This window comes from Yinghuangia sp. YIM S09857, assembly GCF_051388915.1.
Lineage (GTDB): Bacteria > Actinomycetota > Actinomycetes > Streptomycetales > Streptomycetaceae > Yinghuangia.
This window is the reverse complement of sequence record NZ_JBPKBH010000005.1, coordinates 237,091-252,382: the sequence shown is the minus strand read 5'-3', so window position 1 is coordinate 252,382 and position 15,292 is coordinate 237,091. Positions and strand designations below refer to the sequence as shown.

13 protein-coding genes and 2 tRNA genes are annotated in these 15,292 nt (G+C 72.5%); 7 read left to right on the top strand and 8 right to left on the bottom strand.

The genetic code is table 11. From position 1 onward, the window contains the following. Positions 1 to 68 precede the first annotated feature (68 nt). Entirely contained in the window at positions 69 to 1,976 is a 1,908-nt protein-coding gene (gene dnaG, locus ACRX5S_RS12615) for a DNA primase (protein WP_436772972.1), read from the top strand. 106 nt (positions 1,977 to 2,082) lie between these two features. On the opposite strand, the gene ACRX5S_RS12610 is transcribed toward dnaG, so the two are convergent. Continuing rightward, on the bottom strand, positions 2,083 to 3,648 hold the full coding sequence (locus tag ACRX5S_RS12610; protein ID WP_436772971.1) for a DHA2 family efflux MFS transporter permease subunit: 1,566 nt from the start codon (positions 3,646 to 3,648) through the stop codon (positions 2,083 to 2,085). A gap of 29 nt (positions 3,649 to 3,677) precedes the next feature. Then, positions 3,678 to 4,301 (bottom strand): NADPH-dependent FMN reductase, encoded by a 624-nt coding sequence (locus ACRX5S_RS12605; protein WP_436772970.1) that lies wholly within the window; start codon positions 4,299 to 4,301, stop codon positions 3,678 to 3,680. Between the two features lie 124 nt (positions 4,302 to 4,425). On the opposite strand from ACRX5S_RS12605, the gene ACRX5S_RS12600 reads away from it, so the two are divergent. The 3 genes from ACRX5S_RS12600 (at position 4,426) to ACRX5S_RS12590 (ending at position 8,068) form a co-directional block, all read left to right on the top strand. Then, positions 4,426 to 5,190, top strand: a complete 765-nt coding sequence (locus ACRX5S_RS12600; RefSeq protein ID WP_436772969.1) for a TetR/AcrR family transcriptional regulator C-terminal domain-containing protein — start codon at positions 4,426 to 4,428, stop codon at positions 5,188 to 5,190. A 216-nt stretch (positions 5,191 to 5,406) separates the two neighbouring features. Next, entirely contained in the window at positions 5,407 to 6,492 is a 1,086-nt protein-coding gene (locus ACRX5S_RS12595; RefSeq protein ID WP_436772968.1) for an RNA polymerase sigma factor, read from the top strand. A gap of 109 nt (positions 6,493 to 6,601) precedes the next feature. Then, positions 6,602 to 8,068 (top strand): FGGY family carbohydrate kinase, encoded by a 1,467-nt coding sequence (locus tag ACRX5S_RS12590; protein ID WP_436772967.1) that lies wholly within the window; start codon positions 6,602 to 6,604, stop codon positions 8,066 to 8,068. A 158-nt stretch (positions 8,069 to 8,226) separates the two neighbouring features. Here ACRX5S_RS12590 and ACRX5S_RS12585 read toward each other — a convergent pair whose 3' ends face one another. Next, the gene (locus tag ACRX5S_RS12585; protein WP_436772966.1) at positions 8,227 to 8,535 is read right to left on the bottom strand and encodes a YtxH domain-containing protein; all 309 of its coding nucleotides are present in this window, start codon (positions 8,533 to 8,535) and stop codon (positions 8,227 to 8,229) included. A 263-nt stretch (positions 8,536 to 8,798) separates the two neighbouring features. On the opposite strand from ACRX5S_RS12585, the gene ACRX5S_RS12580 reads away from it, so the two are divergent. Next, a tRNA-Asn gene (locus tag ACRX5S_RS12580) sits at positions 8,799 to 8,871 on the top strand. Positions 8,872 to 9,235: 364 nt separating this feature from the next. Continuing rightward, positions 9,236 to 9,309: transfer RNA gene (locus ACRX5S_RS12575), tRNA-Ile, on the top strand. 229 nt (positions 9,310 to 9,538) lie between these two features. Here ACRX5S_RS12575 and ACRX5S_RS12570 read toward each other — a convergent pair. After that, a complete protein-coding gene (locus tag ACRX5S_RS12570; RefSeq protein ID WP_436772965.1) occupies positions 9,539 to 10,249 on the bottom strand; it encodes an SGNH/GDSL hydrolase family protein in 711 nt (236 codons plus the stop codon). A 903-nt stretch (positions 10,250 to 11,152) separates the two neighbouring features. Between ACRX5S_RS12570 and ACRX5S_RS12565 the strand changes: the two genes are divergently transcribed. Continuing rightward, positions 11,153 to 11,647, top strand: coding sequence for a DUF3145 domain-containing protein (locus tag ACRX5S_RS12565; RefSeq protein WP_358348110.1), 495 nt, complete (start codon positions 11,153 to 11,155; stop codon positions 11,645 to 11,647). 255 nt (positions 11,648 to 11,902) lie between these two features. Here the strand turns inward: ACRX5S_RS12565 and ACRX5S_RS12560 are convergent, their stop codons facing one another. The 4 genes from ACRX5S_RS12560 to ACRX5S_RS12545 all read right to left on the bottom strand — a co-directional run. Beyond that, positions 11,903 to 12,142: a hypothetical protein gene (locus ACRX5S_RS12560; protein ID WP_436772964.1), complete on the bottom strand. Its 240-nt coding sequence runs from the start codon at positions 12,140 to 12,142 to the stop codon at positions 11,903 to 11,905. 591 nt (positions 12,143 to 12,733) lie between these two features. Next, on the bottom strand, positions 12,734 to 14,032 hold the full coding sequence (gene fabF, locus ACRX5S_RS12555; RefSeq protein WP_436772963.1) for a beta-ketoacyl-ACP synthase II: 1,299 nt from the start codon (positions 14,030 to 14,032) through the stop codon (positions 12,734 to 12,736). 231 nt (positions 14,033 to 14,263) lie between these two features. Then, on the bottom strand, positions 14,264 to 14,506 hold the full coding sequence (locus ACRX5S_RS12550; protein ID WP_436772962.1) for an acyl carrier protein: 243 nt from the start codon (positions 14,504 to 14,506) through the stop codon (positions 14,264 to 14,266). A gap of 124 nt (positions 14,507 to 14,630) precedes the next feature. Then, on the bottom strand, positions 14,631 to 15,292 hold a 662-nt coding region (locus ACRX5S_RS12545), incomplete at its 5' end, for a beta-ketoacyl-ACP synthase 3 (protein ID WP_436772961.1).

Here is a 15,292-nt window from a genome sequence, read left to right as displayed (position 1 = left end):
CAGGACCCCGTCACCCCGGCCCGGCCACGCCGCCGGAGGTGTCCCCCCGGAGACGTAGACTTCAGCCCATGGCGGGCCGGATTCGGGACGAGGATGTTAAGCGGGTCCGCGACGCGGCTCGTATCGAGGACGTGGTCGGCGAGCACCTCCAGCTCCGCAACGCGGGCGGCGGCAACCTCAAGGGCCTGTGCCCCTTCCACGACGAGAAGTCCCCGTCCTTCAACGTCTCGCCCGCAAAGGGTCTATACCACTGCTTCGGCTGCCAAGAGGGCGGCGACGTCATCGAGTTCGTGATGAAGGTCGACCATCTCACGTTCTCCGAGACGGTCGAGCGGCTCGCGGGGCAGTACAACATCGAGCTGCGCTACGAGGAGGGCGGCTACAACCCCGGGCGCCAGCAGGGGCAGCGGACGCGCCTCGTCGAGGCGCACAAGGTCGCCGCCGCGTTCTTCACCGAGCACCTGGGCTCCGCCGAGGCGATGATCGCCCGGCAGTTCCTCGCCGACCGGGGCTTCACGCAGGCGGACGCCGAGCACTTCGGCATCGGGTACGCCCCGGCCGGGTGGGAGAACCTCGTGCGCTTCCTGCGCGGCCGCGGCTTCACCCCCCAGGAGATGCTGACCAGCGGCCTGGCGAGCGAGGGCCGCAAGGGTCCCATGGACCGCTTCCGCGGCCGCCTGGTGTGGCCGATCCGCGACATCAGCGGCGACGTCATCGGCTTCGGCGCCCGCCGCCTCCGCGACGACGACAACGGGCCCAAGTACCTCAACACCCCCGAGACGCCGATCTACAAGAAGTCCCAGGTGCTGTACGGCCTCGACCTCGCCAAGAAGGACATCGCCCGCACCGGCCGCGCCGTCGTCGTCGAGGGCTACACCGACGTCATGGCCTGCCACCTCGCGGGCGTGACGGGGGCGATCGCCACCTGCGGCACGGCGTTCGGCGAGGAGCACATCAAGATCCTGCGGCGCCTGCTGATGGACAGCGGGGAGTTCCGCGGCGAGGTCATCTACACCTTCGACGGTGACGCGGCCGGGCAGAAGGCGGCGCTGCGCGCGTTCGAGGAGGACCAGCGGTTCGTGACCCGCACGTTCGTCTCGGTCGAGCCGAACGGCATGGACCCCTGCGACCTCCGCCAGACCCGAGGCGACCAGGCGGTGCGCGACCTGGTCGACGCGCGCGTGCCGCTCTTCGAGTTCGCGATCCGCAGCCGCATCGAGGGGCACGACCTGTCCACCGCCGAGGGCCGGGTCGCCGCGCTCGACGCCGCCGCGCCCATCGTCGCGGACATCAAGGACCAGGCCCTGCGCCACACCTACGCGGTACGCCTCGACTCCTGGCTCGGCTTCCTCGACGAGCGCTTCGTCGTGGGCCGGGTGGGCCAGTTGGCCCGCTGGAAGCGCGAGCGCGCCCGCGGCAACCAGCAGGGGCGCGACGGCCGTACGGCCCCGCCCGAGCAGCCGGCTCCGGCGTCTCGGCAGCACGGGTTCCGCCCGGACGCCCGCGACCCCCGGCACATGGTGCAGCGCGAGGTCCTGAAGCTCGCGTTGCAGTACCCGCAGCTCGTCGCCCGGGTGTTCGACAGCTACGGTGCCGACGAGTTCACCGTGCCGCCGTACGCTGCCGTCCGCGAGGCCATAGCGGCCGCCGGCGGGCCGAACGGCCCCTCCGCGCACGGCGGCTGGATTGCCGCGGTCCGCGAGGCCGCCGCCGACGACGCGGTGCGCGCGCTGGTCACCGAACTGGCCGTGGAGCCGGTGCGTACTCCACGGGCGCCCGACGAGATATACGCGGGGGTGTGCCTCGTCCGGCTGCGCACGTTCTCCGCCGACACGCGCATCGCCGACGTCAAGTCGCGGCTCCAGCGCCTTGACCCGGTGTCCGGCGCCGAGGAGTACACGGCGACGTGGCAGGAACTGCTCGACCTGGAGAAGTACCGACGGGCCCTCATCGACGCGGGTGCCGCCGCACTGTGACGTGCGGGGCGCCCCCCAGACGGTCCCGGCTCGACCTGGAGCGGTTCCCGGCCCAACCCGGCGACCGGACCGAACTCGGCGGCCGGACTCAACCTGGCGGCCGGACTCAACCCGGTGCGTGCCCGATCCGACCCGGTGCCTCGGTCGGGGCCATCGCCCGCGCCACCCGCGACGCCGGTACGAGCGCCAGCACCAGCAGGCCGATGCCCACCGCGTAGCTGATCTGGAACGCCGCCGGCGCGTCCGCCGCCGCGCGTCCCGACAGCGCGTTCGCCAGCACCAGCGAGATCAGCGCGGTCCCGGCCGAGGCGCCCACCTGCTGGATGATGTTCAGCAGCGTGCTGGCCACCGGCACGGCGTCCGGCTGGAGCGTCTGCATCGCGGACGTCATCGTGGGCATCATCGTCATCCCCATGCCCGCGCCGGTGACGAACAGCGATGCGCCGAGGGCCCAGTAGGACGCGTCCGACCCCACGAGCACCGCGAACGTGCTCAGCCCGACCGTCGCCAGCGACAGCCCGGTCAGCAGGATCCGCCGCGGCCCGACCTGTCCCATGAGGCGCGCGCCCAGCGGCATCGTGACGACCGTGCCGAGCCCCGACGGCACCAGCAACAGGCCGGTGGCGGTGGCGCTTTCGCCCCGCACCATCTGGTAGTACATCGGCGCGAGCAGCATCATCCCGAAGAACCCGCACATGAACAGCGCCAGCGTGGCCGCCGACGTGGCGACCGCCCGCTCGCGCAGCAGCCGCAGGTCGATCAGCGGGTGCTCGGCGCGCAGCGCGTGTGTCACGAACGTCGCCACCAGCAGCGCGCCCGCGGTGGTGGGCAGCGCGGCCGAGACGTCGGCGAAGTCGCCGTTGTGCGCGCCCGTCGTCAGGCCGAAGATCAGCGCGGACAGCCCGGGGGAGAGGAGCAGCAGCCCCTTGACGTCCAACGGCCGGGTGGGCGACGGCTCGTCGGGGCCGAGCACGCGCGCCGCGAGCAGCAGCGCGCCGATCGCGACCGGCACGTTCAGGTAGAAGATCCAGCGCCACGAGACCGCGTCGACCAGCCAGCCGCCGATCAGCGGTCCGGCCATCGGCGCGACCTGCATCGGGATGCCGACGACGGCCATGACCTGCGGCATCCGGTCGCCCGCCTGGCGAGCCATGATCGTCATCCCGACCGGCATGATCATGCCGCCGCCGAGGCCCTGGAGTACGCGGAAGGCGATCAGCGACTCGATCGACCACGCCGTGCCGCACAGCACGGAACCGCCGAGGAACAGCGCCACCGAAGCCATGAACACGCGCCGCGTGCCGAAGCGGCCGATCGCCCATGCGCTCACCGGGATCACCGCGGCCAGCGCGAGCGTGTACGCGGTCGCGACCCACTGCACGGTCGCCAGCGAGGTCGAGAAGTCCGACGAGAGCCTGTTGAGCGAGACGTTGACGGCGGTCATGTCGAGCCCGGTCATGGCCATGCCGAGGACGACCACCAGTGCGACAGCCAGCAGGTGCCGCCCGATCTTCCCCGGCGGCCCAGCAGCCTCGCCTTCCGCCCGGTGGGTCTCCGTGCTCCCGAGGCCCGGGGCGGTGCCGGGCCCCGGCGCGGTGCCGGGATCCGGCGTGGTGCCGGGACCCGCGAGCTTCCCCGGGCCGTCGTCGTTCTCCAGCGCGGTCGTGGCCATCACGGCTCCGATTCCTCGTCGGGGAGCGCTCAGGAGCCGTACGGCCGGGCCGCCTTGGCGTCGCGGAGCGCCCGGGCCCACCACACGACCTGGTCGAGCATCGTCTTGGCGGCCGTCCCGCAGCCCTCGGGGTCGCGGGGCACGTCGCCCTCGAAGGCACCGGCCGCGCCGTGGAAGCTGACCGTGTCCCGCACCGTGACGGCGTGCAGTTCGGCGAAGACCTGACGGAGGTGTTCGACCGCGCGCAGGCCACCCGAGAGGCCGCCGTACGCGACGAACCCGACCGGCTTGGCCTGCCATTCGGCGAAGTGCTGGTCGATCAGGTTCTTCAGCGGCGCCGGGAAGCTGTGGTTGTACTCCGGCGTCACCACCACGAACGCGTCGGCGGCGGCCAGCCGCGGCGTCACCGCGGCGAACAGCGCGGCGTCGTCCGGCGTCGGGTCACCCCAGGTCATCGCGTACGGGACGGGCGTCTCGACCGGGTCGACGACGTCGACCACCAGGTCGTCGCGCTGCCCGGCGAGCCCGGTGAACCACTTGCCGACGGTCGGTCCGAAGCGGCCGTCGCGGGTGCTCGCGAGGACGACGGCGAGACGGACCGGGGTCGTGTCGGTCGCCGCGGCGTCGGTCTGGGGGGTGGTCGTGGTGCTCATGGTGATCCTCCGGAAAGCAAGCGCTGTGTACGGCGTTATCGAGCTGCGTACACCGTACACACGAATGTGTACGGTGTACAGCTCTTGATACGGTGTACGCAATCAGCGAGAGGAGCCCCCGGCCATGGCCCAGGTGGACGAGAAGGCGAACGACCCGACCGACAAGCAGGCCCAAGCACCCCATGCCTCGGTGTGGGAGCGCATGGAGAAGCCCGCCAAGGCTCCCCGCACGACCCTGACCCACGCTTCGATCGCCGCCGCGGCCGTCGAGATCGCCGACGCCGAAGGGCTCGACGCCGTCTCGATGCGCAAGCTCTCCGGCCACCTGGGCGTCACGACGATGGCGCTGTACCGCTACGTGGCGTCCAAGGAAGAGCTGCTGGAACTGATGCTCGACGAGGCGTACGCGAAGCACGGCAACCCCGTCGTCCCCGGCGAGACCTGGCGCGACGTCATGCGCGCCCACGCCCACCAGATCCGCGGCGTCGCGCTGCGCCACCCGTGGACGGTCGAACTCTCGGCGCGCAGCGTCGTCAACATCACGCCGCGCGTCATGGCGAGTGTGGAGCGCGCACTGTCCGCGTTCGACGGGCTGGGGCTCGACATCGACACCATGGCGGACGCGCAGTACGCCGTCATGTCGTACGTGCGCGGCGCCATCGCCGACGAGGTGGGGCACCTCGAACTGCTCAAGAGTCGCCAGTGGCAGTCCCGCGACGACCTGCGGGAGGCGTACGCCCCGCACATGCAGTGGCTGATGGAGAGCGGGCGCTACCCCGTGTACCGCCGCTACGGACTCCATGCGCTGCGCAAGGACGACACCGAGGGGCGCTTCGAGTTCGGGCTCGAATGCCTGCTCGACGGGATTGCGGCCAAGCTCGGGATCTGAGCCCGGCGCGTGCGGGGCCGGCGCCGCGGGCTCGGTGTCGGGGGCTCGACGCCCCGGGTTCGGCGCCCGCGGGCTCGGCGGGGCCGGCTCGGCGCCGGCGGAATCCCCGGGTTCCCTCTGGTTCCGCCGGATCTGCCATAGCCCGCTGGCAATTTCGTCATTCTCGGGAGGTTCACACTCTCGGCTTCCGGGAGTGCTTGCCCCAAACTGGGGAACGTGCAGCAGCACACGACGAGGCGCTCGGAGGCGCCCGGCCGGCCGCCTCCGCAGGACCAGAGGACAGACGCCCCCGACGACCCGGCCGACCCCGACCCCGACTCCGCGCCCGAACGCCCCGCGGCGCTGGACGACTCACACGGCCCCTCCGCCGACCTCCTACGCCAATACCTGCGCGAGATCGGCCGCATCCCGCTCCTCAGCGCCGCCGACGAAGTCGAACTCGCCCGCACGGTCGAGGCGGGAGTGTTCGCCGAAGAGAAGCTGGCCCGCGAACACGCCCGCGACGACCCGGCCCGCGACGACCGCGCTCGCGACGACCGCGCCCTGCGCGCCGAACTCGAACTCCTCGTGGCCGAGGGCTGCGCCGCCAAGCGCCGCCTCATCGAGGCCAATCTGCGGCTCGTCGTCTCCGTCGCCAAGCGCTACGTCGGGCGCGGCCTGAGCCTCCTCGACCTGATCCAGGAAGGCAACCTCGGACTCATCCGGGCAGTCGAGAAGTTCGACTACACGCGCGGCTACAAGTTCTCGACGTACGCGACCTGGTGGATCCGCCAGGCAATGAGCCGGGCCCTTGCCGACCAGGCCCGCACGATCCGCGTGCCGGTGCACGTCGTCGAACTGATCAACCGCGTCGTCCGCGTGCAGCGCCGCCTCCTCCAGGAGCGCGGTGAGGAGCCGACCCCCGAGGACCTGGCCGCCGTGCTCGACCTCGACCCGGCGCGGGTGGTCGACGTCCTGCGCCTCGCCCAGGACCCGGTCTCGCTGCATACCCCGGTCGGCGAGGACGAAGTGCTGCTCGGCGACATCGTCGAGGACGCCGACGCCGCCTCGCCCCCCGAGTCCGCCGCGTACCTCATGTTGCGCGAGCACCTGGAGGCCCTGCTGTCCACGCTCGGCGACCGCGAGAAGAGCGTGGTGCGGATGCGCTACGGGCTGGCCGACGGGCAGCCGCACACGCTGGAGGAGATCGGACGCAAGTTCGGGGTCACCCGCGAGCGCATACGGCAGATCGAATCGCGCACGTTGTCCAAGCTCCGCGACCGCACGTACGCCGACCAGTTGCGCGGTTACCTCGACACGTGACACCGGCGCGAAGGCGGCAGGGAACGCCGCACGCGACCGCTCGCCCGGCCGCACCGCCGGCCACACGGTCCGGCCCCGCGCCACACCTGCCGCCTCCTAAACTCGGGCCATGGTCAGCATGCGCGGTCGTCTCGTCGCCGGGGTCCACTGCTCGCACCGGGCCGCCCGGATCGTCGTGTGCGACGGCGACACCGGCGACATCCGCCGCCAGGCGGTGGTGCGCTTCGCGGACGGTGCGCACGGCGACCCGGTTTCGTGGCTGCGGGCGTTCGGCGAGGCGGCCGGCGGGGGCACCCTGGACGACGTCGAGGCCATCGGCGTCACCGCCCAAGGGCACGGCCTCATAGCGCTGGACGCCCAGGGCGTCGTGGTAGCGCCGCCGCTCGCGCACGACGACATCAGCGCCTCGGGCGCCGCGGCCGAACTGGTGGAGGAACTGGGCGGCGCCCAGGAGTGGTTGACCGCCACCGGCCTGGTCCCGAACGCCGCCACGGCGGTGTCGCACCTGCGCCGCCTCCTGCGCTTCCAGCCCGAGGAGGCCGCCCGCGTCGTGGCCGCGGCCCTCCCGCACGACTGGCTCACCTGGCAACTCCTCGGCTGCCCGGCCGAGTTGACCACCGACCGCTCGGACGCGTCGACCACCGGCTACTGGTCCCCGCAGACCGGCGGCTGGCGCGAGGACCTCGCCGAGCGGGCCTTCGGGCGTGCGGTGCGCCTGCCGCACCTCGTCGCGCCCGGCGAGGCCGCCGGGCGTACTCCGGAAGGGCTCGTCATCTCGGCGGGCGCGGGCGCCGAGGCGGCTCTCGCGTTCGGCCTCGGCCTCGAACACGGCGACGCCGTCATCGCGGTCGGCGCGGCCGGTGCGGCGTTCGCGGTGCACGACGCCCCGACCGCCGATCCCGCGGTCGCGGGCCTCGCGGACGCGTCGGGGCGGCGGCTGCCCATCGTGCGCACCCTCAACGCCGTCCGCGTGCTGCGCGGCGCCGCGGCCATGCTCGGCGTCGACACGGCGGGCTTCGACGAACTCGCGCTCCGTGCGACCCCGGGCGCTTGCGGGCTGGTGATGCTGCCGTACCTGGACGGCGAGCGCGTCCCCAACCTCCCGCACGCCGCCGGGACGCTGACCGGGCTGCACCGGGAGAGCATGACGCCCGAGGCCTTCGCCCGGGCGGCGGTCGAGGGCATGGTGTGCGGGCTCGCCGACGCGCTGGACGTGCTGCGCACCTGCGGCGTGCCGGTCGAACGCGTGATCCTGGTCGGCGTCGGAGCGCGCTCGGCGGCGGTGCGCGCGGTGGCCCCGATGGTGTTCGGCGTCCCGGTGGCGGTCCCCGAGCCGACCGAGGCGGCGCGGTCGGCGGCCCTGGGCGTCGCCCGGCAGGCCGCGTGGGCGCTGTCCGGCAAGCCCGACGTCCCGGCCTGGCCCCGGCCCGCGACGGCCTTCGCGGCCGTCGGCGACGAAGACCTCGCGGTCGGTGCGGCGGTACGCGAGCAGTACGCGGAGGTCCGCGACGGACTCCACCCCGAGGCCGCCGCGCGCGAGGCGGGCGGCGTGACGGGACGGCACCGGCGGGGCTGAGGGCGGTTTCGGTCGGGTCCGATCGCCCCGGCTCCGGAGTCACACTCCAGAGGCGAGCGCCGCCGGGCCGGCCCCACTCTCCGAAGCCAACCTCCGGAGCCAACCTCCGAAGCCAAAGCCCCCGAGCCATAAGCTCCCGAGCCCGACTCCAAAGGCTCCTAGAGCCCGTCGTCGTACCGCCGATTCGCCGCACTGCGCCCGTTGTGGTGCACGCCGTCCGACGACGCGAACTTGTCCGGCAAATGGCGCCCGACGCGCTCCGGCAGGTGCTCGCCGAGCTTCTGCACGGCCTTGCCGCCCGCGTCGCGGCTGAAGCCCGCCGCCGCGTGGCCGGCGCTCTGCACCGGCGCGCTGTCGACGAAGCTGCGCGTCGCCTTGCGGATCTGGTCGTACCGGTCCCGTCCGGCCTTGGCGCCCAGGACGTACCCGACGGCGAGGCCGGCGACGAAGGTGATGCGGGTGCCCATGGGGATTCCCTCCATAAGGTGCGGCCCCGTCCGTTGCTGCGAGTCCACGACTACCCGCGAGGACGGCAGGACAACCGCCGCGGGGGCAGGCCGGGGCACGGCACGGGAGGCCGGGGTCGACCGTGAGTCTGCCAGGTGGCGCCTCCCAGGCCGGGTGTGCCCCGCCGGGCGCGGGCGTATCGCCCCGGAAAACCCGTGTACGAGGTACCCCTCGGAGTGCGCTAATGTATTCCACGCAGCGATCGCCAAGGCGGTCAGCGCAATCCCCTGTAGCTCAATTGGCAGAGCAGCCGGCTGTTAACCGGCAGGTTACTGGTTCGAGTCCAGTCGGGGGAGCAGCCCCGCGAGGATCACGACAAGCCCCATGGCCGTAGCCATGGGGCTTTCTGCTGTCGGCCGACCGGTACGCGCGCCCGGCCCAAACGCGGCGTCGCACCGCACCTGCCGCAATACCCACGCCAGTTGCGGTCACATCCCCCGTCACCCGAAAGCAGCACAGTGCCCGGCGGAATGCGAAAGAGGCACCCGGGAACGGCTTTTCGCCCGCCCCCAAGCGGTGCGCGGTGCCCGGGACCCTGCGCGGAAGGCGTACCCGGGGCGTGCGTGGGGAGTGCGGGAGGCGGTCGACCGGAAACCCGGCGAGCAGGGTTGCATCGCGAACGGCTATGCTGCCGGGGCCGATACCGGTCAGGTTCGGCACGGGGCGGTAGCTCAGCCGGTTAGAGCAAGGGACTCATAATCCCTCGGTCGTGGGTTCGAGTCCCACCCGCCCCACAAGTCACGTAGGCGCGCATGATCGTCCGGCCGGTCGCGCGGTTTGCTCCGGAACTGCGGAGGGAACCGTGCGCACCGGGTGCGATCGCCGATCACAGATTGTGTTTGCCCGGCTACTGTCGCGCTTCGCCCGCGAGCTTAGCAACACTGTCCGCAACGAACCGCGAGGTTTCACCCGTTCGGGTGGGTGGCGTTGGGGTGGCGCCCGAGCGGCACGTCCCCGAGTGGGCTACTGCCAGCGGAAGCCGTTGCGGCTCGTCAGATCGGCGATGACGCCCTGGCCCTGCCCGCTCGGGTGGAACCAGTCCCAGTGGCTCAGGTCGTTCTTCGTGAAGCGGTGCGCGTTCACCGCGCCGCCGTCGTAACGGCACTGGGCCGCCCATTCGTTGCACGCCTTCCGCAGCACCTCGTTGTACGCGACGACCCGGTCCCGTACGCGCTGCCGCCGCTCGATGTCGTCCGGCTTCGTCGACTCCGGATCGGACAGCACGGTCTGGCAGATGCCCGTCGACCACACCGCCCGGGCCATGCGCTCGCCGCGGGCCACCTCCCACAGGCGCGCGACGTCCGGAATGCTCACCACGAGCACCCGCACACCGGGCAGGCCGTCGCGCAGCACCGCCAGGCCCTCGCGCACCTGCTGCTCGAACTCGGAGACCGACGTCATCTGCGACTCCTTGTCGCGGCAGGCGTCGTTCGCGCCGAGGAGGACCGTGACGTACTCCACGCCCTGGCCGACCGCGACGCGCGCCTGGTCGTCGAGCTCGTTCATGCGCGCGCCGGTCCGCGCGTTGTTGTGGACCGCCTGGCGCGGCACGCCGAGGCGCTTCGCGTGGCTGTCGACATCGTCGCCGGTCGCCCACGACTTCGACGGGCAGTCCTTCAGCGGCACCGAACACGCGTCGTACGCACGCGTGATCGAGTCGCCGAGCGCGGCCATCGACCTCGGCCGCGGGAAGGGCCCGGCCGGCCGGGTCGGCGGCCTGCTCGTGCTCGGCGCCGCGGAGGTTCCCGTGGACGGCCCCGTCGTCGGTGTCCGCCCGGCGGTCGTCGGCGACGACGTGGCCAACGGACCCGCGGACGTACCCGTCGGTCCGGCCGGGACCACGCCCAGATCCTCGCCCGCGCGTGCGACGCCCTCGGAGCCCGACCCCGAGGAGCACGCGGCGACGGCGGCAAGAGCGAGGGACGCCAGTACGGCACCGGCTCTGCGCCGCAGCGGTCCGCGTCCGGCCTTGCCACGCCCCGGCGTTCGAACCCCCGCGGCCTCGCCGGCGTCCGGCCCGGCCGCTGTGGAACGCGCCGCCCTCCGCCCGCGCGGCAGCCCCGCCCCGCTCCCCATGCCCACTGTCGCCCCCTCCGTCCCCACCCACGCGGATTGCCCGGTCGAATCCTCCTGCGCATCCGCGCCCCGCCGCCTACCCTCGAACACATCGGGTGTCGCGGGCGGTTGGCGTTTGCGGCTCCTCCTGACGGTATGTCATCCCTTCGGGTGAATGCTCGGGTGCCGAGGGATGGGTTCGCGATGCGGGGGGCAGGGTGAGTGCAGTGGCTCACAGAATCCGAGACTGTGAGTGACGTTTGGAACTCCGGTTATCGGTGTATTGCTCTTTGTGCATACGGAGAGTGATTGTTGCTCGTGGTGCTTCCGATGTGTGTGAGGCACAATGAAGCGCGCAAACTGCACGTAGGAGCACATGCGGCCGGTACCGCACGGCAGTCGAGGAGCAAGAGGACAGAAGAAGACGGACGCACGGTAGGGCACGTGAGTCGACACGGGTGACCAAGGCAGGACCCGAGGCCGCTGGGGAAGGCGAACCTCGTCCTTAGCCTGGAGGTCCCAGTGACGACACGTGGAGTCTTGTACGTGCACTCCGCGCCGCGCGCGCTGTGTCCCCACGTCGAGTGGGCCGCACAGGGCGTTCTTGGCGTGCGCCTGAGCCTGGACTGGGTCCGTCAGCCGGCCGCGCCGGGGATGCTGCGCGCCGAGATGTCGTGGCACGGACGCCCGGGCACCGCGGCGAAGCTGGCGTCCGCACTGCGCGGATGGCACCTGCTGCGCTTCGAGGTCACCGAGGAGCCGTCGCCCGGCGCCGAGGGCGAGCGCTACAGCAACACGCCGGACCTCGGCATCTTCCACGCGGTCACGGGCGCGCACGGCGACATCCTGATTCCGGAGGACCGCCTGCGCGCGGTGCTCGGGCGGGCCGCGCGCGGCGAGTGCGATCTCCAGAGCGAGATCGAGAAGCTCCTCGGCAAGCCATGGGACGACGAGTTGGAGCCGTTCCGCTACGCGGGCGAGGGCGCGCCGGTGCGCTGGCTGCACCAGGTCGTCTGAACGAAGACCGCGGACCCGCGCGGGACGGGCCCGGCGAGGTATTGAGGCCGGGGCCGGGCCGCGGGGTGAGGACGGGCATACAAGAGCCGTAAGGCGAGGGGCCGTTCCCGGGAGAGGGAGCGGCCCCTTCGCGTGCCTTCCGCGGGCGTTCTGTGGCTGTCCTGCTGTCCTGCTGTCCTGTTGCCGTGCTGCGGGCGTCGTCCCGGTGCCCGGGCGCCCGCCGACACCGTCAGGAACGTGCAGCCGGTGCCCCGTTCAGCTCCCCGAGCCACCGAAGGACGTGTCGCCCGAGCCGCCGAACGACGTCGTCCCCGAACCGCCGAAGGAACCCCCGGCGTACCAGAGGTCGTTGGGGCCGAACCAGTTGGAGGCCGGGTTGACCTGCTCGATGGGTACCGGGAGAGCCGTCGTCTCGGCGGCCTGGGCGACGGGTGCGACGGCCGCCCCGACTCCGAGGGCGACGACGGTGGCTGCCGCGGCTCGACTTGCGCGCATGGGACTGCCCTTCTGGCTGGGGTACGGCCCGGCGTGCGGGGCGTGTGGACACCCGGCCCAACGACCCGCACGCGCGGGCGGCACACTCCATCACTCCAACGGGGCAACCGCAGCCGAGCAGACGTACGCGCAGCCGACCGCAGGCACGCAGGAGAAGCAGGAGGAGTCAGGAGTGGCAGGAGGAGAGGAAGACGGGGAGAGGTAGGCGACGTGGGCGTGCCACCGGCGCGGACGGCGGCGTGGCCGACCGACAACTGCCAACCGCCGACCGTCGCCTGCCAACTGCCAACCGTCGCCCTACCAACTGCCAACCGTTGGCCGCCCACTGCCATGGCCCGCTACAGCGAAATGTTCCCGTGCGCCCCGCGCACCCGCGGCGGCTCCGCGATGGCCTCGCGGAGCCGCGGGTTGCGCGGGGCGCTGTCCCGGTCGGCCTGCCGGACATCTGGCGGGTGCAGAACGTTGCGACGTGGTCGAGCATGGGGGGACAGGAGCAGCGGCCCCGCCGGTGCGGGGCCTGCCGCGCGCGGCTGCCGCCGGGCGGTTGCCCGTGACGGTCGTGGTGCGGGACAACTCCGTCCCGAACGGACGTCAGCCCGTGCTGCGGAAGGCGACGACCACGTCGTGCCCGCCGAATCCGAACGAGTCGTTGAGGGCGACGATCTCCCCGTCCGGCAGCGGCCGCGGGTCGTTCCGGACGATGTCCAGGCAGACCTCGTCGTCGGGGTCGTCGACGTTGATGGTGGGCGGGGCCATGCGGTGGTACACCGCCAGCACGGTCGCGACCGACTCCACGGCGCCCGTGCCGCCCAGGAGGTGGCCGGTCATCGACTTGGTGGAGGTCACCGTGACCTTGTCGGCAGCCGCGTCGCCGAGCACCGAGCGAATGGCCTTGAGCTCCGTGATGTCGCCGGCCGGGGTCGAGGTGCCGTGCGCGTTGACGTGCACGACCTGGTCGACGGACGCTCCGGCGTCCTCGATGGCGAAGGCCATCGCGCGCGCGATGTCGCGGCCTTCGGGCTCGGGCTGCGCGATGTGGTGGCCGTCCGAGGTCATGCCGGCCCCGGCGACCTCGGCGTACACGCGGGCGCCGCGGGCGGCGGCGTACTCGGCGCTCTCCAGCACCAGGCAGCCCGCCCCCTCGCCCATGACGAAGCCGTCGCGGGCCTTGTCGTACGGGCGCGACGCGCGCTGCGGCTCGTCGTTCCGCTTCGACATCGCCATCATGTTGGCGAACGCGGCCATCGGCAGCGGGTGGATGGCCGCCTCGGTGCCGCCGCACACGACCACGTCGGCGCGGCCCGAGCGGATCATCTCCAGCGCGTACGCCACCGCCTCGGCACCGGACGCGCACGCACTCACGGGGGTGTGCACCCCGGCCCGCGCGCTCAGCTCGATGCCGACGTTGGCGGCCGGGCTGTTGGGCATGAGCATCGGGACCACGAGCGGTCCGACGCGGCGCGGACCCTTCTCCTTGAAGACGTCCCACGCGTCGAGCAGCGTGGTCACGCCGCCGATGCCGGACGCGATCACCACGCCGAGCCGGGTGGGCTCCACGGTGGTGCCGGCGCCGTCCTCGCCGGCGGTGTTCTTGGCCGCGTAGCCCGCGTCCGCCCAGGCCTCGCGGGCCGCGATCATGGCGAACTGCGCGGACCGGTCGAGCTTGCGCGCCTCGACCTTCGGCATCACCTCCAGCGGCTCGACGGCGATGCGGCCGGCGAACTGCACGGGGAGCTGCTCGGCCCACTCCTCGGTCAGCGTGCGGATGCCGGACTTGCCGGCCAGCAGCGCGGACCAGGTCGAGGCGACGTCGCCGCCGACCGGAGTGGTCGCGCCCAGACCTGTGACGACCACGGTGCGCGGGGTCTCGGTGCGCTTGGTCGGGCTCACTGGAAGATCACTCCCACGAAGGTTGGAACGGAAGGTGGTTCTGGTGCCGGTCGGCGGCCAGCCGCCGACGGGTCCGGGCCCGGTGCCCCGGCGGGACGGCCCGGGCGGTCGTGTCCGGGACCCGGACCTGTCGGCTGTCTCGCCCGGCGTCGTCCGGCAGGTCGGCCGGAGCCGCGTGTCGCGGTCCGGCGCTGCTCGGCGCCGCCGGGCGGTGCCTCGGGGCGGCCCGGGTCAGGCGGCCTTGAGGATGTAGTTGACGGCGTCGCCGACGGTGCGCAGGCCCTTGACGTCGTCGTCCGGGATCTTGACGTCGAACTTCTCCTCGGCGGCGACGACGACCTCGACCATCGACAGCGAGTCGATGTCCAGGTCCTCGGTGAACGACTTGTCGGCCTGGACGTCCTCGACGTCCGTGCCGGCGATCTCGTTCACGATCTCGGCGAGACCCGCGAGGATCTCCTCCTGCGTTGCCATGGTGCTCCTTGAATGCGTCGGTGGTGCGTGTGGTGGTTGTCCTCGGCCGCGTGGTGCCGGCCGATGTGCGGGAGTCCTGGGGAGCCCCCGGGCGTGCCGGGGGCGACCGCGGGTCTGCGCGGGACTAGGGAAGCGTAATGACCTGGCCCGCGTAGACGAGACCGGCCCCGAAGCCCATGACGAGCGCGGTGCCCCCGCTGGGTGCCTCGCCGGTTTCGAGCATGCGCTCCATGGCCAGCGGGATGGACGCCGCGGAGGTGTTGCCGGTCTCCGCGATGTCGCGCGCGACGGGCACCTCGGCGGGCAGCTTGAGGGCCTTGATCATCGCGTCGGTGATGCGCATGTTGGCCTGGTGCGGGATGAACGCGTCGAGCTGGTCGGCCCGCACGCCCGCGACGTCCAGGGCCTCCTGGCAGACCTTCGCCATCTCCCACACGGCCCAGCGGAAGACCGTCTGGCCCTCCATGCGCAGCGTCGGGAAGGGGGCGTCGGAGTTGTTCCGCAGCTCCTCCCACGACTCGGTCTGCGTGATGGTGTCCTTGTTGGCGCCGTCCGAGCCCCAGACCACCGGGCCGATGCCCGGCACGTCCGACGGGCCCACCACGGCGGCGCCGGCGCCGTCGCCGAAGATGAACGCCGTCGAGCGGTCGTCGGGGTTCGTCAGGTCGGACAGCCGCTCGACGCCGATGACGAGCACGTACTCGGCGCTGCCGCCGCGCACCATGTCGTTCGCGAGCGTGAGGCCGTAGCAGAAGCCCGCGCACGCGGCCGACACGTCGAAGGCGG

Excerpts from the sequence above, each read along its gene's own strand:
- dnaG (WP_436772972.1), top strand. The coding sequence starts at position 69 with ATGGCGGGCCGGATTCGGGACGAGGATGTTAAGCGGGTCCGCGACGCG.
- ACRX5S_RS12610 (WP_436772971.1), bottom strand. The coding sequence starts at position 3,648 with ATGGCCACGACCGCGCTGGAGAACGACGACGGCCCGGGGAAGCTCGCG.
- ACRX5S_RS12605 (WP_436772970.1), bottom strand. The coding sequence starts at position 4,301 with ATGAGCACCACGACCACCCCCCAGACCGACGCCGCGGCGACCGACACG.
- ACRX5S_RS12600 (WP_436772969.1), top strand. The coding sequence starts at position 4,426 with ATGGCCCAGGTGGACGAGAAGGCGAACGACCCGACCGACAAGCAGGCC.
- ACRX5S_RS12590 (WP_436772967.1), top strand. The coding sequence starts at position 6,602 with ATGGTCAGCATGCGCGGTCGTCTCGTCGCCGGGGTCCACTGCTCGCAC.
- ACRX5S_RS12585 (WP_436772966.1), bottom strand. The coding sequence starts at position 8,535 with ATGGGCACCCGCATCACCTTCGTCGCCGGCCTCGCCGTCGGGTACGTC.
- ACRX5S_RS12570 (WP_436772965.1), bottom strand. The coding sequence starts at position 10,249 with ATGGCCGCGCTCGGCGACTCGATCACGCGTGCGTACGACGCGTGTTCG.
- ACRX5S_RS12560 (WP_436772964.1), bottom strand. The coding sequence starts at position 12,142 with ATGCGCGCAAGTCGAGCCGCGGCAGCCACCGTCGTCGCCCTCGGAGTC.
- ACRX5S_RS12550 (WP_436772962.1), bottom strand. The coding sequence starts at position 14,506 with ATGGCAACGCAGGAGGAGATCCTCGCGGGTCTCGCCGAGATCGTGAAC.